Below are 16,106 nucleotides of genomic sequence, written 5' to 3'. Positions count from 1 at the left end.
TATGCGCGCACTTCAGAGAACCATCTTCGTCGGCTGCGCCCAGCTGGGTCTCGACAATGAGGCGCGCAAGGCATTGCAATTGCAGGTCTGTGGCAAGTCATCCATGACCGACATGACCGATGATGAGATGAAGGCGGTGATCGATCGGTTGCGCGCAGACGGGTTCAATCCCAAGGGCAAACGCAAGCATCCCCCAGCCCCGCGGTCCGATCTGCGGCTTGTGCATGTTCTCTGGAAGGCCCTCCAGGACGCGGGCGAACTGGATCGGCCCAGTCGCGAAGGTTTGAACGCCTTCATCCGGAAGCGCTTTGAGGACGCCTGGGGCACAGTTCCGGCCGATATCGACATGCTGCGCGATGCCGACAAGATCGAAGCGGTCATCGCCGCACTGAAGGCCTGGATGAAGCGCAAGAGCGTCCCGTTCGACTGGGCGCGTATCAGCCGATGAAACTGCCGCGCCACACTGTTTCCGACCACGCCGTGCTGCGCTATCTGGAGCGCGTCAGGGGGCTGGACGTCGAGACGGTGCGGCGTGACATCGGGCGGCGTGTGGACACCGCGACGGAGGGCCACGAGGGCATGTGCTCGGTCAATATCGAAGGGTTCCGATACATCCTGAGCGCGAGCGGTGTGGTCGTGACCGTCATGCCCCAGCATCTGCCGAAACAGGGGCAGGGCGGGCGGAAACGGCGGCAGCGCGAATGAAACAGAATGCCCCCACACCTCACTACCCACCGCACCCCGCCCATATCGATGCCTTCGTGTCTGCCTTGGGGCCAGCCTTGGCGGTCGAATTCCTGATCCAGTTCGCAGGCTGCTCGCTCTATTTTCCCGATGATCCCAAGGGGCGGTCCGAGGCCGAGGCCCTGATCGGGCGCGACCGCCTGATCCGCCTGGGTGAAATGCTGCCCAATCGCCGCCACGAGATCCCGATCCCGCGCACCTGGTTGGTCCATGCGCTGGATGCGGAAGGGCACACAACCGCCGAGATCATCCGCAAATTGCGGTGCTCCAGAACCACCGTTCAAAACGCCCGCAAACTGTTGCCAAATCGTGCGACACCGGCTCCTGAGCCGATCAGCAGGGACGATATCCCCGAAGGCGGACAACTGCCCCTCTTCGACTGATCGGGGAACGTTTCGGACGTTTGCAAGTGCTGCGCCTTGGCATCCTGACCCCGTTGAACGGAGGTCTCGATGAGCAATTCCCCCCAAATGCCCGACCCTGACACGCCCCGCCGCACCAGTGAACACGGTGTCGCCTTCCTTGAGCTGCACGAGGGTGTCGTTCTCAAGGCCTACCGCGATCCGATTGGCATCTGGACCATCGGTGCCGGTCTGACGAAAGCCTCTGGCGTCGTGACACCGCGCGCGGGCATGCGGTTGTCGAAACAGGACGCGTCCCGGCTTCTCACCCTGGCCTTGCAGCGGAACTACGAACCACGCGTTGCCAAGGCGATGCCCGACGCGCGCCAATATGAGTTTGATGCCGGGGTTAGCTTCGATTGGAACACAGGTGCCATTCACCGTGCGAGCTGGGTGCGGGCGTGGTTGAACGGTCATTCCGAGCAAGCGCGCCTGCGGCTGGGGCTTTGGAAAAAAGCGGGTGGTCGCGTGCTGCCGGGTCTTGTGCGTCGTCGCGCCGAAGAGGCGGATCTGCTGTTGCACGGGATCTACCACGGCGTTGCAAAAACGGAACCGGCCAAACGCCGGGGCCAGGCACGTGTCGCGCTGCCGCTATCGGTCACGGACATGGCCGATATCCGCGCGATGTTCGTGACGCTGGGATATGATCCCGGTGACGACGAAACCGGCATTGCCGAGGCGGCGCTCCGCCAGTTCCAGCGCGACAGTGATTTGACAGTCGATGGGATCTTTGGCCGCGCCAGTCTTTCGGCGCTCAAGCGGCATGTCGATGCACGATCGGCCCCTGCCGGTCCCGCTGCCACCGTGGTGGGCGGTGCAGGGACCACCATGGTTGTGCCGGACCAGGCTGCCGAAGGTGTCGCCGGTGTGTCCGTCGATGCACTTGGCTGGATCATCATCCTGATCGGCGCGCTCTGGTTGGCCTGGAAGGCGTACCAGTACCGCGATGCGATCGCCACGGAGGTGCAGGGTCTTGCGCCCCGCCTTGCCAAATTCCTGAGGAGTTTCTGATGCGACGTTTCTTCATTCTTGCAGGTCTTGCCCCGCTGGCCATGGCTGCGTTCCACGGCTCTGCGATCGCCCAGCAAAGCGCCCCGTGTTCGCCCGCCGAAGTGCTCAAGGATCGGCTGACATCGACCTATCAGGAGCACCCCATCTGGCGCGGCATGGCGTCTGAAACTCAGATGGTGACAGTGTTTGCCCATCGCGACGGTGGCAGCTTTTCCATTGTCGTGACCCATGCGAATGGGTTGGCGTGCCTTGTGTCCGCCGGGACTGGCTGGGAGGCATTCACGCTACCCGAGGAAGGGGAGGTGCATTGAGATGAGCGCAGCCCTTCTTTCCCTCGCCACGCAAATCGGCGCACCGATCGTGTCGCGTGTTCTGGCCAACAAGATCGGACCAGCGGGTGCCGCTTTGGCCGGTGAAGTATTGCAGGCCGTCGCGCAGCGGGCCGGGGTCGCGCCGGACGAGCTGGACGCCGTGGCCGATGCAACGCCCGATCTGGTTGTCGGCGCAATCCGCGAGGTCGAGCAGATCGCGCCGGGCATGGTTGCCCTGCATACGCTCCTGGCCGAGGAGCAATTCAAGCTGCAGCACGCGGAACTGAACAAGGAACACTGGATTGCCTGGGCATGGCGTCCCTTGTGGATGATGCTGCTGGGCCTGTTGTGGGTCTGGACGCTCATCGTCGCGCATCTGCTGAATGCGGTCTGGAAGTGGGCCTTGCCCACGGACGCGGCGACGCTGATGGCTCTGACGGGTCTGTTCCTAACGCTCTACATGGGTGGTCACACGGTCAAGGATGCCATTTCCAAGTGGACGGGTGCGCGCTGATGGGGTTGAGCGACAGCGCATACGCAGCGGCCAGCCATGTCCTTTTGCTGCTGATTGCGGTCACGTTGATTTTCCGCCTCGTGCGGTTTCTCGATGGCCGCGTCGTCAAGTTGGCTATTGACCGCTATGATCTGATCCCGGCACTGGCGCTCTGTTGTATCGGTCTGGCGATCGAGCGGGCCTATTACGTTGCCGCACGCATGTTGGTGACGTCCGGGCTGAACCTGTGGCAGTTGCACCCGGCCCCCGAAGTCCTGTCGGCCATCATGGCGGCCAGCATGTACGCGGTGCATGTGTCGCTGACACGCGCGCATGTCGATCACGACAGCCGGAGCTTGCAGTTTTTCCGGCAGCGTATCGGCCTCGAGCTGGTTGGTGCCGTGATGATCTGGTCCCTTGTCGCGTGGTGGCTCTACTGATGGAACTGTTCGAGGCTTTGCGCACCGTCGATCTGGTGATCGGCCTGATGCTGACCGTATTTTCGGTGGGGGCGGGCGGTGTTTACTGGTTGCAGCGCCGGATCAAGGCGATTGCGAGCGCTGGCGATGTCAAGGCGGACGCCAGTCGGCTCGCCCTGTCGGATCGCATGGGAAAGCTCGAGGAGGATCTGCGCAGTCTCGATGACGGGTTTGCGACGATCGAAAGGCGCGTGAGCAATGTCGAGCGGACCCTCGAGACGGTGGCGCGAAGCAGCGATGTAGCGCTGATCCGGTCCGAGATGGCCGAGATGCGCGGCGCGTTTTCGACCCACCTCGCACAACTGACCGGCATGGTCGACACGCTTTACAAAGCGGCGCTGCGGGCAAGCCCCGCAAGCACCCAGGACAAGAAATGAGGAGTTGGCCAGTGGCAGAGATTGAAAAGGAAAAGCGCCGTGGGGCGATCCTGCGGCACCTCGCCGAAACGACCGGGGATCAGCTGTCTCTCGACATGCTCAAGATCGGCTGCGGTGCAATGGGCATCCCGTCCAATATCGACCAGGTGGAAAACGCCGTGGTGTGGCTGTCGGAACAGGGTCTGGCCGAGATGAACAAACTTGGTCACATGAAAACCGCGCGCCTCTTGCCGGATGGCCGGGAGGTGGTCGAAGGGCTGCGCACGATCAGGGGTATCCTTGATCCGATGGCCAAAGGCTGAGCCATGCCGCCGCCCAAGAAACTGGACCTCATCGGTAGCGACTTGCGCGCCTGGTTGGCCGAGGAGCTGGCCAAGCGCGGGTTTGCCGAGATCATCGACGTCACCGAGGCGTTGAATTTCCGGCTTGAAGAGCGCGGCGAGGAGATCCGCATCGGCAAGACTGCCGTTGGCGAGTTCTCCAAGCTGCTCAAGGACCAGCGTGATGCGTTCGCAATGGCCGAGACGTTGCTGGCGGACATGGATGTCCAGTCCGAAAGCGAATTGCACAAGATGCTGTTGCACATGATCGCGACCTCGGCGGCCATGGCCATGAAGGACGCACGCGACAACGATCGCCACCTGGAGCCCAAGGAGCTGATGTCACTGGGTCGGATGCTGAAGGATCTCATGAGCTCCGCCGGGATCCGGGAGAAGCTGCTCGACGATGAGCGGGTGCGCATTGCCGCCGAGGCGCGCGAACAGGCGCTGACCGAGATGACAGACGCCTTGGAGGCCGCCAGCGAAGAAAGTGGCCTCAGCGCAGAGGCTGTGGCGCGGGTCAAGAATGACATCCTGGGGGTGCGGAAATGATGCCCGCAGCACAACGGCCAAAGGTCGTTGAGGATGCGATCCTGTTGGCGGGGGATTACCGCTGGCGGCGTGGGCCGCGTTGGAAAGCGGCCTTGGCGTGGCTCTTTGGAACCCGCGAGGTGTTCCGGACGCATCTCGGTCATGTTGCGGAACTGGCGTGGTTCCGAGGTGAGCCTTATCTGATCGCCCTGGATGGTGAGACGGGATGATCCGCGTGGTGCGCAATCAGCTCTTTCCATATCGGCGCGACGTGCCGCAGGAATTGGTGGGCTATGGCCTCTTCATCGATGTGGACGCGCCGTGGCGTGGACATCTGACCCACCGGCTGGACATCGACGCACCCGAAAGCGCGGATCCCCTGTGCTGTTACCGCCGGACCGTGATTTTCTACGAGCAGCCCTTGCGCGTTGAAGAGGACGGCAACTGGGCGGAATACGGGCGGGTCGAGACCGCCGTGATGCTCGACGATGTGATCGAGACGGAGCACGGGGTCTACCTGGTCCACTCAGGGAAGGTGCGGTGGTGCGGCGATCACTGGGGCATGGTCTGGCGTTTGCGCCGGGTCGAGGAAGCGGTGCCCGCATGACAAACGCGCCGGTCCTGTCCCGCAACCCGGACGAACTGCCCGACGCGCTGCCGCGTGGTGGCACATTGCCGGATGATTTCGACCCGCTGGCCGATGGCATCCTGATGGAACACCAGTCGGAATGGCTGGCGGATGACGGCGATCTCAAGGTTTGCGAAAAAGGCCGGCGGACGGGCATCACCTTTGCCGAAGCCCTGGGCGATACCCTGATCGCGGCGGCCAAGCGCAGCGCGGGCGGACAAAACGTCTTCTACATCGGCGACACCAAGGACAAGGGCCGCGAGTTCATCGGCTATGTCGCCAATTTTGCGAAGGCGCTTGCCCAGGAGGCGCACCCGATCGAGGAGTTCCTGTTCGAAGACGCGCAGGAGGACGGCAGCACAAAGTTCATCACCGCCTATCGGATCAAGTTCGCATCCGGCCACCGTGTCGAGGCGCTGAGTTCCAATCCGGCCAACATCCGCGGTCTGCAAGGCACGGTGGTCATCGACGAGGCGGCCTTCCACAAGGACGTGCGCGAGGTGATCGACGCCGTAAACGCGATGCTCATCTGGGGCGGCAAGGTCCGTATCATCTCGACCCACAACGGGGCGCTCAATGCGTTCAACGAGCTGATCCGCGAGGCACGCGCGGGCAAGAACGGCTACAAGGTCCATTCCTACACCTTTGGCGACGCCGTCAAAAACGGCCTCTACAAGCGCGTGTGCCTGATGTCTGGCAAGACATGGTCACCCGAGGCCGAAGCGGCATGGGAGGCGCAACTGCGCAGCTCCTATGGCCCGCGCATTGCCGCCATGGAACAAGAGCTGGACGCGGTTCCGTCCGAGATGGACGGTGCCGCCCTGACGCGCGTCCAGATCGAGGCCTGCATGCAACAGGGGATCCCGTTCAAACGCTGGACCCAAGGGGATGCGTTCCGCAATCTCGACGATGCGGAAATGGAAAAGGCCGCGATCGCGTGGTGCAAAGAGCACCTTGGACCCGTTGTCAAAAGCCTTGATGAAGATCGCCAGCACTTCATGGGTGAAGACTTTGCCCGCACCGGCGATGCGACCGATATCGTGATCCTCGAGCAGGGCGTTGACCTGGTTCGCCGGACCAAATTGGTGGTCGAGCTGCGAAACATGCCATTCAAGGCCCAGTGGTTCGTCCTGAAATGGCTCCTCGACCGCGTTCCGAACTTCCAGAAGGGCGCGATGGACAAGGGCGGCAACGGGGCGTTCCTGGCCGAAGAGGCGGTCAGGCGCTACGGCAACCGCATCGTCGAGGTGAGCTTCTCGCGGCAATGGTACGAGATGCACATGCCACATTACATCGAGGCGTTCACCGACCGCACGATCCTGTTGCCCAAGCATGAGGACGTGCTGCGCGATCACCAGGCGCTGCAATACGTGGACGGGATCGTGCGCGTTCCGGCCAAGTTCCGGTTCAAGGGCAGCGATGGCCTTGATCGGCACGGCGACAGCGCCATTGCGGGCGCACTGGCCTTCTTCGCCAGCCGATCCGAAGTGACCGAATACGGCTACGAGACCGCCAGAGACCAGCGCAGCGCGTTGGCGGACGGCGACGATCCTTATGACACAGACACCCGCGACTGGTGGCGACCGCCGATGGGCGCTGGCCTCCGGGGAGGGGTGATGTGATGGCTTCTGATCTGGTGATTGCCGGGTGGGGGTCGAACGCATTTGGCGTGCGTTCAACACGGGGCAATTTCAACGAGCCCCCGCCAACCGCACAACGAGAACGGCTGCCCCGCGCGCATCATGTGCTGCAGGGCATTAAGAAAAGGTTCTCTTCCATGCCAACAGACGTTTCTGTCAATCCCATTGCCCCGTGGCTCGGTGGCAAGCGCAACCTGGCGAAGCGCATCTGCGCGATCATCGATCAGGACAAACATGACACCTATGCGGAGCCGTTCGTCGGGATGGGTGGTATCTTCCTGCGGCGCAAATCAGCAGCCAAGTCCGAACTGATCAATGACAAGCATCGCGAGATCTACACGCTGTTCCGCGTTCTTCAGGAGCACTACGTCGCTTTCCTTGATCTGTTGCGGTTTCAGATAACGACACAAGCCAATTTTGCACGGCTGGTGGCGACCGATCCGAACACGTTGACGGATATGCAAAGGGCGGCGCGCTTCCTCTATCTGCAGCGATGTAGTTTTGGCGGCAAAGTGACCGGACAGACCTTTGGCCTGTCTCCTGATCGCTCGGCGCGGTTCAATCTCACGACGCTGGAACGTGATCTGGAGGCTTTGCACACGCGCCTTGCAGGCGTCACCGTGATGAACATCGATTGCGCCGAATTCATATCCCGTGTCGATCGCAAGACCGCCCTGTTTTATCTGGACCCGCCCTATTGGGGCCACGAGAGCGACTATGGCCCGGACGTGTTTGACCGTGATCGTTTTGAGCAACTTGCCCAGCTGTTGTCCGGCATGAACGGACGGTTCCTGCTCTCGATCAATGATGTGCCGGAGATCCGTGCGCTTTTTGCATGGGCCGAGGTTCACGAAGTTCAAACAACCTACACCGCGGGTCTGACCGACCAGTCACGTGGCAAACGCGCCGAACTGTTAATCGGCAATTTCGAGTTCAACGTGCCGCGCTGAGCGGCGCAGACAGGAGACGGGCATGGCACGCACACCTCAACTGGTTGACCAATGGGGCCGTCCGATCAAGCGGGCGGCTCTCACCCAAGAAATCATGGGCGCGACCACCTCTGGTGTACGTTCGCCGCTGACGGGCCATCCTGCTGACGGTCTTGATCCACGCAAGCTGGCGATGATCCTGCGCGAGGCGGACGCAGGCGATCCGCTGCGGTATCTCGAGCTGGCCGAGTTCATGGAAGAGCGGGATCTGCATTACGTGGGCGTGCTGGGCACGCGTCGGCGTTCGGTCAGTCAGCTAGATATCTCGGTCGAGGATGCCAGCGACGACCCAACGGATAAGCAGATCGCCGAGGATCTGCGCGGCTGGCTCAAGCGCGGTGAGCTGCAGACAGAACTGTTCCATGTGCTGGATGCCATCGGCAAAGGCTACAGCACGACCGAGATCGTCTGGGACACGTCCATGGGGCAGTTCTGGCCCAAAACTCTCAAACGGGTCGACCAGCGCTGGTTCCGGTTCGACCGGATCAATCTGACCACGCCGCTCATGGTCGATGACAGCGGAGGTGAACAACCGTTGCCGGGCGGCAAGTTCATCTGGGCGGACTTCCAGGCGAAGTCTGGCATTCCGGCCCGCGCCGGTCTCGCGCGGATCATCTCGTGGGCCTATCTCTTCAAGAAGTTCACCGAGCGTGACTGGGCCGTCTTCAGCCAGACCTACGGTCAACCGCTGCGCCTGGGCAAGTTCGGGCCGGGTGCGTCCGAGCAGGACCGGCGCACGTTGATGCGCGCCGTCAGCGACATCGCAGGCGACTGCGCGGCGATCATCCCCGAAAGCATGATGATCGAGTTCATCCAGACAGGGCAGGTGTCGGCCTCGTCCGATCTCTACGAAAAGCGCGGCGACTGGTACGACAAACAGGTCAGTAAGGCGGTGCTGGGCCAGACCTCGACGACGGACGCCGAAGTGGGCGGCCTGGGATCGGGCAAGGAACACCGGCAAGTCCAGGAGGACATCGAGCGGGCCGATGCCACGGATCTGGCGGCGATCCTGACCCGTGACCTGGTCATTCCATTTGTGCAGCTCAACTATGGGCCGCGCAAGCGGTACCCGCGCCTGATCATCGCGCGCCCCGAGGCCGAGGATCTGAAAGCCTGGACGGAAACGGTGCTGCCCTGGGCCGAGGCGGGCTTGGCTATTGCAGAGGACGATGTCTACGACAAGCTGGCGCTGAAACGCCCCGCTGACGGGGCGAAAATCCTCGAATTCGCGCGCAAACCGAAAAACGCAGGGCCGGGGGGCGACGGAGACGCGCCAACGAGCCAAATTGAAACCCGTTTGAATGCCCATCAGCGCAAATCAGGTACCGATGGCCCCGAACCAACCCAACGGCCACCAGAGGGGCGTTTTTCGGCCCTGTCTGAAAAGTTCAATGCGCTGCGATCTGAACAGGAGCGGGATGTGCTCGACGATCCGACGGATCGGCTGGCGCGTGCGGCGGCCCCTGCGATGGAGCGCATGCTGGAAACCATCGAGGCGATGCTGGAGCAGTCCGACAGTCTGGATGCCTTTCTGGCGGCCCTTCTGGAGGGCTTTCCGGACGTTGATGTGACCGAGCTGGCCGAGGCGATCGGCGCGGGCACGGCGGCGGTGTATCTGGGCGGGATGGCCGCGGTTGACGCCGATGGCTGAGATCGACGGGATCTTCAAACGGCCCTTTAATGCCCAGATCGCCGCGTTCCGGCTGCGGATGGGCACTCAGGTGCCGACCTCCAGTTGGCGGGACGTCTGGAAGGCGCAACATGACCGGGCCTTCATGGTTGCGGGGGCCACGAAGGCGGATGTGCTCGCCGATCTGGCAAAAGCGGTTGAAAAGGCGATTGCAGAGGGCACGACGCTCGAGGAGTTCCGGCGCGATTTCCGCGAGATCGTCGAAAAGCGCGGCTGGCATGGCTGGACGGGCGAGGAAACGGAAGCGGGGCGCGCCTGGCGCACGCGGGTGATCTACCGCACGAACATGCGCACGAGCTATATGGCCGGGCGCTATGCGCAGCTGATGGCCGGTCCGTTTCCGATCTGGATTTACAAACACAGTGGTGCTGCTGAGCCGCGTTTGCACCATCTGGAGATGGACGGGCTGATGCTGCCGCGCGAGCACGCGTTCTGGCGCACCTTTTTCCCGCCCAATGGGTGGGGCTGCTATTGCGATGTCGTCGGCGCGGCGTCGCCAGAGTTGGCCGAGTTGCTGGGAGGCAATCCAAGTGTCCGCTTGCCACCCGACTGGGACAAGATCGATCCGGCCACTGGCGAACCGCACGGGATCGGACGTGGCTGGGGATACGCGCCTGGTGCGACCGCGGTCGACGATATCCAGCGGATCTCCGGGCTGAAACAGGCAACCTTGCCCGACGGTCTGGCGCAGGCGGTCGCCCGCTGGGCCGCAGACCTGGTTGAGGGACGTGGCCCGGAGGTACCAAAAGCACCATGAGCAGTGTCATTCGCACGGATATTCAGAACGACACAGTCAGCACCGCGCTGGCCCGCGCGGACGACGCGCTGGACGATCTGACACCGCTGATGGAACAGCTTGGACAGCTGATGGTGGTGCAGACCAAGAAGAACTTTGACGCAGGCACCGCGCCGGATGGCACGCCGTGGGCTCCGAAGTCCGAAACCACCAAGGAAGCCTATCGCAGGCGGCAGGCCAAGGGGTCGGTTGCCGTGGTGTCGGATAGACCCCTGATCGGACCAAACAAAATGCTGTCCACCCAAATCACCTTCGAAGCGACCTCTGATACGATGGATTGGGGGTCGAACATGGTCTATGCCGCTGTCATGCAGTTGGGTGCAGCCAAGGGCGCATTTGGCACCAAGTCCGGCATCGACAAGAACGGGCGTGCCTTTGCGATGGCCATCCCATGGGGGCATATTCCAGCACGCCCCTATCTGGGCATAGGTCCCGATGACGAAATGGCGATCCTGCGTGCCATTGAGCTTTGGCTGACTGCCACGACGGACGCGCCCTAGCGGGGAACGTTTCGGACGTATCGCGGGGCTGTGTGCTGGCACAACCTCATCATGACATCGCCCACTCTGACCACTGCGCTTGCCGTTCTCGAAGCGCCCAAAGCCACCGACGGTGACGCGCCGGAATGGTTGCGCCTTTTGCCAGTTGGTCAGTCCATGGCCACCGATGGGCGCGGCCCGTTCTTCTACGACGACGCTGATGCGGTGATCTCGACGAGCCTGACTTCCGGTGAGCCGATCTTCATCGATGTGGATCATTCGTCCATCAAGCCGGACGTCGCGGACCGGCGCGCCTATGGCTACATCATCGAATTGACCGAACGCGAGGACGGGATCTGGGGCAAGGTCGATTGGACCACCGCAGGTCGCGCCCTCATGGCGGATCGCGCCTTTTGGGGCGTGTCGCCCATCCTTCGCCACACGAAGGCGGGCAAAGTCACCCGGATTGCATCGGTCGCTCTGACCAACAATCCAGCCCTGCGCCAGCTTTCGGCGCTCACCACACAAGCGGAGTACGGGATGGAATTCCTGCAAAAGCTGGCCGTAGCACTCGGCCTGTCCGACACGGCGTCCGAAGAGGACGTCATGGCGGCAATCATGAAGATGAAGGATGCGCCCTCGGACGGTGAGGCCGCGATGACGGCGTTGACCGATCTGCGCGGTGCACTGGATCTCGGCGACGACGCCAGTGCCACCGAACTGGTCGCCACGGCCAAGGCGCTGAAGGCCGGTGCCGACGGCACCACGGAAACCGTGGTCGCGTTGACCGCCCAGGTCAAAGCACTGGAGGAGGGCAACAAGAAGCGTGATGCCGAGGCCTTTGTCGACGGTGCCATCGCGGACAAGCGTCCCGTCGCTGCGGATCGCGAGACGTGGGTCGCGCTGCACATGGAAAACCCGGAGCGCGCGGAAAGCTTGGTGGCGAAACTGCCCCAGCTTGGCGAAACCGGCCTGACCGCCGCCCCGCCTCAAGCAGGTGAAGGCGTCAGCGCGCTGACGGCAACCGAGATCGCCAATCTGGCGGTCGCACACCAAACCAAACAGGCGGCAGATGGCGTGGTGATCACCACCGCGATGGCTGTCCAGGCTGTCATGGAGGGCAAGACATGATCCCGACATTCATCAAATCCTACACCGCGCTGGCAGCTGTTGCCGGGTATCGCATCGTGGCTTTTGCGGATGCCGCAAACGACACGACCGTGCAGACGGCAGCGGCAAACACCGATCCGGTGCTGGGGGTGTCCGACCGCCTTGGGGCAGATGCCGGGCAAATGCTCGATGTGCATCGCGGCGGTCTGCTGTCTGTCCAGCTTGGCGGTGCGGTGAACGCGGGCGACCCGCTGACATCGGATGCAGACGGCAAGGCGATTGCTGCCGTCGCGGCGGCTGGCACCACGGTGCGCATCGTCGGCTACGCGGACGAGCCCGGTATAGCGGATGACGTCGTCGATTTCTTCTTTGCGCCGGGCATCCTGCACCAGGCCTGATCTGAAAAGGACCATTGAACATGTCTTACAAACGCCCCTTCAACGTGGATGCAACGTTGAGCGCTGTGGCCATCGCCTACAAGAACGGCGCGGCCAACCGCATCGCGGACGAGGTCATGCCGCGCGTGCCTGTCGGGTCCGAGACCTTCAAGTGGCACGAGTATCCCCTGGCCGAGGCCTTTCAGGTGCCCGAGGCCGAGGTTGGCCGTCGTGGCCGCGTGCGGCAGATGGAATTCTCCAGCGAGGAGAAGGAAAGCTCGGTCAAGGATTGGGGCCTCGAAAGCCCGATCCCGCATTCGGATATTTCCGAAGCCGAACGCCAGCGTGCCGCCAAGCTGTCGATGCACAACCCCGAAACCCATGCGGTGGAAATGCTGCAGGAGACGATTGGCAACATCCGCGAAGTGCGCGTGGCCAATATCATCCACAACCCCGACACCTACGACGCCACCCGGCGCGAGGTGCTGGCCGGTGGGGATCAGCTGACCGATTACGTCAACTCCGATCCGATCAATGTGATCGGCGACGCCATGAACGGCACGCTGATCTACCGCCCGAACATGATGGTCATCAGCCGCTACGGCTGGTCCAAGCTGTCCAAGCATCCCAAGCTGGTCAACGCCGTTCGCGGCGGTGGCACGACTGACGGCATCATCACGCCGGAGCAGTTTCTGGATCTGTTCGCGGGTGAAGGTCTGCAAAACATCCAGATCGGGGAGGCCTATTACAACTCGGCCAAACCGGGTCAGGATCCGTCCCTGCAGCGTGCCTGGGGCAACCACATCGCGCTGATCCACCAGAACCGTCAGGCCACAACACAGCCCGGTATGGTGACGTTTGGCTATACCGCCGAGCTGGGCGCGAAAATTGCCGGGCGCATCATCGACGAAGATGTGGGCCTCGAGGGTGGTGTCCGGATCCGGACCGGTGAGCGGGTGCGTGAACTGGTTGTCGCAAAGGACGCCGGATACTTCATCCAGAACGCCTTCGCGGCACAATAAGCGGAGGGCGTCATGGGCGAAACGACCAAAAAATCGGATGCGCGGATCGCGCTGGAGAAGCGCGCGGAGGCTGTGGGCATCAAGCCGGGCAATATGCGCGACGACACGCTCGAGCGCAAAGTGGCCGAGGCCGAGGCATCGACGGTGGGGGGCGATGGCGCGGCTGGCGCGGCGGCGGGAGGTGGCGGTGCCGTCACCTCCCAACCCGTCATCGAGGCCATTGCGCTGGAGACCATCCGCCACAATGGCAAACGCTACAAGGCGGACATGCCAATGCGTTTGACGCGCGATGAATTCCGCGAGCTCGAGCGGATCAAGGCGGTCCGGCTGGCGGGCTGAACAATAATGGCGTCTCCGGTCAGAGCATCGGGGGCGCAATCCCCAGGAGCCTTCCATGAGCTATACCACCCTCTCAGAACTCAGTGAGCGCTACGGCGCCGACTTTCTGGTTGGTCTGACCGACCGGGGGGAGGTGGCCACGGGCCAGATTGACGCAGACGTGGTTGATCGGGCGATCCTTGAGGCACAGGCGACCATCGATGGCTACGTCAAGCGCCGGTATGTTCTGCCGCTGACACCCGTGCCGGCACTCATCGCCACGCTGGCGCGGCAGATCACCATCTACACCCTTCACGTCTACGAGCCGAACCCCAAGATCACGGCGGAATATGAGGCTGCCCTGCGCCAACTGCGCGAGATCGCCTCTGGCGTTATCGCCCTGGACGCAGAAGGGGCAACGCCTGCGCAAACCGACAGCGGGGGCGCGCAGGTTACGGACCGTGAACGCCCGTTTACCGCGCAGAACATGAAGGGGTTCGTGTGATGCTTCAGGCCTGCCGCGACCGTCTGGAGGATCAACTGCCGCAAGCGGACGGGCGCACGGGCCTGCTTGCCGATTTCCAGCGCCTGCGCTCGGGCGTCTCCACGATGTCCGGAGGCGTTGAATTCTTCGTCCTGCCGCAAGGCGTGTCGGGCCAGCCTGCCAACCTCGCCACCGGCTTTTTCCGCCAACCCGTGACCCGTCAGATCGCCGTTGTCACGCTTGTCCGTGCCAATGACGGAACGGGCGAAAAGGCCCTGGAAGGGATCGAAGAGACGCTCGATGCCATTCACGCGGCGTTTTGCGGCTGGGCACCCGATGACGAGCTGGGTGTCTTTGAGTTGGCGCAGGAACGCCCTTTCGACAACGGCACCGGATTTGTCGCGTTCATGACGACATTCCGCATCAACGACCAACTGAGGTTCGCATCATGACCAAAGCACTGCCGCAGACGGGCGGCTCCTACACCGCCACCAGCAGTGGCGCTCTGAAACAAACCAAAGCGCCCACGAAACCGCCCAAGGCAGGGGCCAAGCCTCCCGCCAAGAAGAAGGAAAGTTAAGCCATGCAGCTATACTGGCGAAAGAAGGTTTTGGTTGCGGCCCTGGAGGACACCTATGGTGTCGATGCCGGGCCGGGTGCTGGCAACGCGCTGCACTGCATCAACGTGGGCATCCGGCCCATGGAGGGGCAGGACGTCGATCGGGGCCACGACACGCCCTGGCTGGGCGCGTCTGGCACGATCCCGGCAGATCTGCACATGGTCATGACCTTCACAGTCGAACTGGTCGGGTCGGGTGTTGCCGGTACCGCACCGCAATTTGCGCCGGTGTTGCGGTCGCTGGGGCTGGCCGAAACCATCACCGCGAACACCTCGGTGCAATACAATCCGATCTCGGGTGGGTTCGACAGCGCGACCTACCACCTCAACATCGATGGCATCCTGTTTGCCCTGGTCGGTGCACGCGGTGACGCAAATGTGGTGGTGAACGCGTCCGGCATTCCGATGCTGGAATGCACGGTTACGGGCCTCTGGACCAAGCCGACCGATCAGGTCGCGGTCACGCCAAACCTGTCGGGGCTGCAGAAACCGCAGGTCGCGTCCAAAGCGAACACGCCAACCTTCACGATCAATGGCACGCCGCATGAAATGCGTTCGTTCACGTTGGCCATGGGCAATGAAGTCGAGGGCCGGTTCCTCGTTGGCAAGGACGAGATCGTGATTGTCGACCGGTCTGACAGCGTCACCACGCAGATCGAAGCGGATGCACTGTCCACCTTGGACCCATTCGCCCTGGCACGCGATCAGGAAACTGTTGCGCTGGCGTTGAACCACGGAACCGCAGACGGGCGGCGCGTCGCATTTGCCGTGCCCGCCGCCCAGGTCATGCGCCCCGGTGCACCGACCGAGGCGCAAGGCATCATGGAATGGCCTCTCAACCTGCGGCCATTGCCGGTTACCGGCAACGACCAATGGACCCTCACCTTCACCTGATCCAAGGAGACCCCCCACGTGTTTGTCATGAGCAACAACCGCCAATTCACCACCACCTGCACCGCCGCCGACGGTCAGACGTTTGACGCGACATTCAAGCTGCTGCCGGATGACGAGATCGATGACTTGATGGACACCCCAAATCCCGAGGACGGTGTCAAGGCGCTTTTGGGCGCGGTCCTGGTCGATCTCGGCGACGTGGTGAACGAGATGCAGGAGCCGATCGCCTTTGAGGTGCTGAAGGAGCCGTTCCTCAAGACAGCTGATCTGCGCGCGGCCATGCTGGTCGGGTTCCGTGTGGGCCGGATCCAGGGCGCTTCGGGAAACTGAAATGGGCCGGGCGCGCGTGGGCCAATGGCACACTCTTTGCCGATGCGCGATCGGTCCGGTCCG

General features: G+C 62.7%; 26 protein-coding genes. All 26 read left to right on the top strand.

Going from position 1 to position 16,106, the window contains the following annotated elements; translation table 11 throughout:
* The first annotated feature begins 1 nt into the window (after position 1).
* The 26 genes from Q0949_RS08370 to Q0949_RS08245 all read left to right on the top strand — a co-directional run bounded on the left by Q0949_RS08370 (position 2) and on the right by Q0949_RS08245 (position 16,043).
* On the top strand, positions 2-448 hold the full coding sequence (locus Q0949_RS08370) for a regulatory protein GemA (RefSeq protein ID WP_299370470.1): 447 nt from the start codon (positions 2-4) through the stop codon (positions 446-448).
* Positions 445-705 carry a hypothetical protein gene (locus Q0949_RS08365; RefSeq protein ID WP_299370468.1) on the top strand — a complete coding sequence of 87 codons (261 nt, stop codon included), beginning with the start codon at positions 445-447 and terminating at the stop codon, positions 703-705. The genes Q0949_RS08370 and Q0949_RS08365 overlap by 4 nt, the downstream gene beginning before the upstream one ends.
* Positions 702-1,127: a helix-turn-helix domain-containing protein gene (locus tag Q0949_RS08360; RefSeq protein WP_299370466.1), complete on the top strand. Its 426-nt coding sequence runs from the start codon at positions 702-704 to the stop codon at positions 1,125-1,127. Before Q0949_RS08365 ends, Q0949_RS08360 begins: the two co-directional genes overlap by 4 nt.
* 69 nt (positions 1,128-1,196) lie before the next feature.
* Positions 1,197-2,156 carry a glycoside hydrolase family protein gene (locus tag Q0949_RS08355; protein WP_299370464.1) on the top strand — a complete coding sequence of 320 codons (960 nt, stop codon included), beginning with the start codon at positions 1,197-1,199 and terminating at the stop codon, positions 2,154-2,156.
* On the top strand, positions 2,156-2,467 hold the full coding sequence (locus Q0949_RS08350) for a hypothetical protein (protein ID WP_299370462.1): 312 nt from the start codon (positions 2,156-2,158) through the stop codon (positions 2,465-2,467). Before Q0949_RS08355 ends, Q0949_RS08350 begins: the two co-directional genes overlap by 1 nt.
* A 1-nt stretch (position 2,468) precedes the next feature.
* Positions 2,469-2,981: a hypothetical protein gene (locus Q0949_RS08345; protein ID WP_299370460.1), complete on the top strand. Its 513-nt coding sequence runs from the start codon at positions 2,469-2,471 to the stop codon at positions 2,979-2,981.
* Positions 2,981-3,400 carry a hypothetical protein gene (locus Q0949_RS08340; protein WP_299370458.1) on the top strand — a complete coding sequence of 140 codons (420 nt, stop codon included), beginning with the start codon at positions 2,981-2,983 and terminating at the stop codon, positions 3,398-3,400. The genes Q0949_RS08345 and Q0949_RS08340 overlap by 1 nt, the downstream gene beginning before the upstream one ends.
* Entirely contained in the window at positions 3,400-3,816 is a 417-nt protein-coding gene (locus Q0949_RS08335; protein WP_299370456.1) for a hypothetical protein, read from the top strand. Before Q0949_RS08340 ends, Q0949_RS08335 begins: the two co-directional genes overlap by 1 nt.
* 11 nt (positions 3,817-3,827) lie before the next feature.
* The gene (locus tag Q0949_RS08330) at positions 3,828-4,118 is read left to right on the top strand and encodes a hypothetical protein (RefSeq protein ID WP_299370454.1); all 291 of its coding nucleotides are present in this window, start codon (positions 3,828-3,830) and stop codon (positions 4,116-4,118) included.
* A 3-nt stretch (positions 4,119-4,121) separates the two neighbouring features.
* Positions 4,122-4,688, top strand: coding sequence for a phage protein Gp27 family protein (locus Q0949_RS08325; RefSeq protein ID WP_299370452.1), 567 nt, complete (start codon positions 4,122-4,124; stop codon positions 4,686-4,688).
* On the top strand, positions 4,685-4,897 hold the full coding sequence (locus Q0949_RS08320; RefSeq protein WP_299370450.1) for a hypothetical protein: 213 nt from the start codon (positions 4,685-4,687) through the stop codon (positions 4,895-4,897). The genes Q0949_RS08325 and Q0949_RS08320 overlap by 4 nt, the downstream gene beginning before the upstream one ends.
* Positions 4,894-5,274, top strand: coding sequence for a hypothetical protein (locus tag Q0949_RS08315; RefSeq protein WP_299370448.1), 381 nt, complete (start codon positions 4,894-4,896; stop codon positions 5,272-5,274). Before Q0949_RS08320 ends, Q0949_RS08315 begins: the two co-directional genes overlap by 4 nt.
* Positions 5,271-6,917, top strand: a complete 1,647-nt coding sequence (locus tag Q0949_RS08310) for a hypothetical protein (protein ID WP_299370446.1) — start codon at positions 5,271-5,273, stop codon at positions 6,915-6,917. The genes Q0949_RS08315 and Q0949_RS08310 overlap by 4 nt, the downstream gene beginning before the upstream one ends.
* Positions 6,917-7,885, top strand: coding sequence for a DNA adenine methylase (locus Q0949_RS08305; protein WP_366524021.1), 969 nt, complete (start codon positions 6,917-6,919; stop codon positions 7,883-7,885). The genes Q0949_RS08310 and Q0949_RS08305 overlap by 1 nt, the downstream gene beginning before the upstream one ends.
* 22 nt (positions 7,886-7,907) lie before the next feature.
* A complete protein-coding gene (locus Q0949_RS08300) occupies positions 7,908-9,575 on the top strand; it encodes a DUF935 domain-containing protein (RefSeq protein ID WP_299370444.1) in 1,668 nt (555 codons plus the stop codon).
* Positions 9,568-10,371 (top strand): phage minor head protein, encoded by an 804-nt coding sequence (locus tag Q0949_RS08295; protein ID WP_299370442.1) that lies wholly within the window; start codon positions 9,568-9,570, stop codon positions 10,369-10,371. The genes Q0949_RS08300 and Q0949_RS08295 overlap by 8 nt, the downstream gene beginning before the upstream one ends.
* Complete coding sequence (locus Q0949_RS08290; protein WP_299370440.1) at positions 10,368-10,910, top strand: phage virion morphogenesis protein; 543 nt, start codon at positions 10,368-10,370, stop codon at positions 10,908-10,910. Before Q0949_RS08295 ends, Q0949_RS08290 begins: the two co-directional genes overlap by 4 nt.
* 51 nt (positions 10,911-10,961) lie before the next feature.
* Positions 10,962-12,020 carry a phage protease gene (locus Q0949_RS08285; RefSeq protein ID WP_299370438.1) on the top strand — a complete coding sequence of 353 codons (1,059 nt, stop codon included), beginning with the start codon at positions 10,962-10,964 and terminating at the stop codon, positions 12,018-12,020.
* Positions 12,017-12,397 carry a capsid cement protein gene (locus tag Q0949_RS08280; RefSeq protein ID WP_299370436.1) on the top strand — a complete coding sequence of 127 codons (381 nt, stop codon included), beginning with the start codon at positions 12,017-12,019 and terminating at the stop codon, positions 12,395-12,397. The genes Q0949_RS08285 and Q0949_RS08280 overlap by 4 nt, the downstream gene beginning before the upstream one ends.
* A gap of 20 nt (positions 12,398-12,417) precedes the next feature.
* The gene (locus Q0949_RS08275) at positions 12,418-13,398 is read left to right on the top strand and encodes a capsid protein (protein WP_299370434.1); all 981 of its coding nucleotides are present in this window, start codon (positions 12,418-12,420) and stop codon (positions 13,396-13,398) included.
* Positions 13,399-13,410: 12 nt separating this feature from the next.
* Positions 13,411-13,737 carry a hypothetical protein gene (locus tag Q0949_RS08270; RefSeq protein WP_299370432.1) on the top strand — a complete coding sequence of 109 codons (327 nt, stop codon included), beginning with the start codon at positions 13,411-13,413 and terminating at the stop codon, positions 13,735-13,737.
* Between the two features lie 55 nt (positions 13,738-13,792).
* Complete coding sequence (locus Q0949_RS08265; RefSeq protein WP_299370430.1) at positions 13,793-14,221, top strand: DUF1320 domain-containing protein; 429 nt, start codon at positions 13,793-13,795, stop codon at positions 14,219-14,221.
* A complete protein-coding gene (locus tag Q0949_RS08260) occupies positions 14,221-14,652 on the top strand; it encodes a hypothetical protein (RefSeq protein WP_299370428.1) in 432 nt (143 codons plus the stop codon). The genes Q0949_RS08265 and Q0949_RS08260 overlap by 1 nt, the downstream gene beginning before the upstream one ends.
* Positions 14,649-14,780, top strand: coding sequence for a hypothetical protein (locus Q0949_RS08255; RefSeq protein ID WP_299370426.1), 132 nt, complete (start codon positions 14,649-14,651; stop codon positions 14,778-14,780). Before Q0949_RS08260 ends, Q0949_RS08255 begins: the two co-directional genes overlap by 4 nt.
* Positions 14,781-14,783: 3 nt before the next feature.
* Positions 14,784-15,713 (top strand): phage tail tube protein, encoded by a 930-nt coding sequence (locus tag Q0949_RS08250; protein WP_299370424.1) that lies wholly within the window; start codon positions 14,784-14,786, stop codon positions 15,711-15,713.
* An 18-nt stretch (positions 15,714-15,731) separates the two neighbouring features.
* Entirely contained in the window at positions 15,732-16,043 is a 312-nt protein-coding gene (locus tag Q0949_RS08245) for a hypothetical protein (protein ID WP_299370422.1), read from the top strand.
* Positions 16,044-16,106 lie beyond the last annotated feature (63 nt).

The organism is uncultured Tateyamaria sp. (assembly GCF_947487805.1).
In the GTDB taxonomy this organism is placed as follows: Bacteria; Pseudomonadota; Alphaproteobacteria; order Rhodobacterales; family Rhodobacteraceae; genus Tateyamaria.
This window is presented reverse-complemented; position numbering and strand designations above follow the sequence as displayed.

What these genes read in the sequence shown, in the direction of transcription:
- Q0949_RS08370 (WP_299370470.1), top strand. Translation starts at nt 2, where the DNA reads ATGCGCGCACTTCAGAGAACCATCTTCGTCGGCTGCGCCCAGCTGGGT.
- Q0949_RS08365 (WP_299370468.1), top strand. Translation starts at nt 445, where the DNA reads ATGAAACTGCCGCGCCACACTGTTTCCGACCACGCCGTGCTGCGCTAT.
- Q0949_RS08360 (WP_299370466.1), top strand. Translation starts at nt 702, where the DNA reads ATGAAACAGAATGCCCCCACACCTCACTACCCACCGCACCCCGCCCAT.
- Q0949_RS08355 (WP_299370464.1), top strand. Translation starts at nt 1,197, where the DNA reads ATGAGCAATTCCCCCCAAATGCCCGACCCTGACACGCCCCGCCGCACC.
- Q0949_RS08350 (WP_299370462.1), top strand. Translation starts at nt 2,156, where the DNA reads ATGCGACGTTTCTTCATTCTTGCAGGTCTTGCCCCGCTGGCCATGGCT.
- Q0949_RS08345 (WP_299370460.1), top strand. Translation starts at nt 2,469, where the DNA reads ATGAGCGCAGCCCTTCTTTCCCTCGCCACGCAAATCGGCGCACCGATC.
- Q0949_RS08340 (WP_299370458.1), top strand. Translation starts at nt 2,981, where the DNA reads ATGGGGTTGAGCGACAGCGCATACGCAGCGGCCAGCCATGTCCTTTTG.
- Q0949_RS08335 (WP_299370456.1), top strand. Translation starts at nt 3,400, where the DNA reads ATGGAACTGTTCGAGGCTTTGCGCACCGTCGATCTGGTGATCGGCCTG.
- Q0949_RS08325 (WP_299370452.1), top strand. Translation starts at nt 4,122, where the DNA reads ATGCCGCCGCCCAAGAAACTGGACCTCATCGGTAGCGACTTGCGCGCC.
- Q0949_RS08320 (WP_299370450.1), top strand. Translation starts at nt 4,685, where the DNA reads ATGATGCCCGCAGCACAACGGCCAAAGGTCGTTGAGGATGCGATCCTG.
- Q0949_RS08315 (WP_299370448.1), top strand. Translation starts at nt 4,894, where the DNA reads ATGATCCGCGTGGTGCGCAATCAGCTCTTTCCATATCGGCGCGACGTG.
- Q0949_RS08310 (WP_299370446.1), top strand. Translation starts at nt 5,271, where the DNA reads ATGACAAACGCGCCGGTCCTGTCCCGCAACCCGGACGAACTGCCCGAC.
- Q0949_RS08305 (WP_366524021.1), top strand. Translation starts at nt 6,917, where the DNA reads ATGGCTTCTGATCTGGTGATTGCCGGGTGGGGGTCGAACGCATTTGGC.
- Q0949_RS08300 (WP_299370444.1), top strand. Translation starts at nt 7,908, where the DNA reads ATGGCACGCACACCTCAACTGGTTGACCAATGGGGCCGTCCGATCAAG.
- Q0949_RS08295 (WP_299370442.1), top strand. Translation starts at nt 9,568, where the DNA reads ATGGCTGAGATCGACGGGATCTTCAAACGGCCCTTTAATGCCCAGATC.
- Q0949_RS08290 (WP_299370440.1), top strand. Translation starts at nt 10,368, where the DNA reads ATGAGCAGTGTCATTCGCACGGATATTCAGAACGACACAGTCAGCACC.
- Q0949_RS08285 (WP_299370438.1), top strand. Translation starts at nt 10,962, where the DNA reads ATGACATCGCCCACTCTGACCACTGCGCTTGCCGTTCTCGAAGCGCCC.
- Q0949_RS08280 (WP_299370436.1), top strand. Translation starts at nt 12,017, where the DNA reads ATGATCCCGACATTCATCAAATCCTACACCGCGCTGGCAGCTGTTGCC.
- Q0949_RS08275 (WP_299370434.1), top strand. Translation starts at nt 12,418, where the DNA reads ATGTCTTACAAACGCCCCTTCAACGTGGATGCAACGTTGAGCGCTGTG.
- Q0949_RS08270 (WP_299370432.1), top strand. Translation starts at nt 13,411, where the DNA reads ATGGGCGAAACGACCAAAAAATCGGATGCGCGGATCGCGCTGGAGAAG.
- Q0949_RS08265 (WP_299370430.1), top strand. Translation starts at nt 13,793, where the DNA reads ATGAGCTATACCACCCTCTCAGAACTCAGTGAGCGCTACGGCGCCGAC.
- Q0949_RS08260 (WP_299370428.1), top strand. Translation starts at nt 14,221, where the DNA reads ATGCTTCAGGCCTGCCGCGACCGTCTGGAGGATCAACTGCCGCAAGCG.
- Q0949_RS08255 (WP_299370426.1), top strand. Translation starts at nt 14,649, where the DNA reads ATGACCAAAGCACTGCCGCAGACGGGCGGCTCCTACACCGCCACCAGC.
- Q0949_RS08250 (WP_299370424.1), top strand. Translation starts at nt 14,784, where the DNA reads ATGCAGCTATACTGGCGAAAGAAGGTTTTGGTTGCGGCCCTGGAGGAC.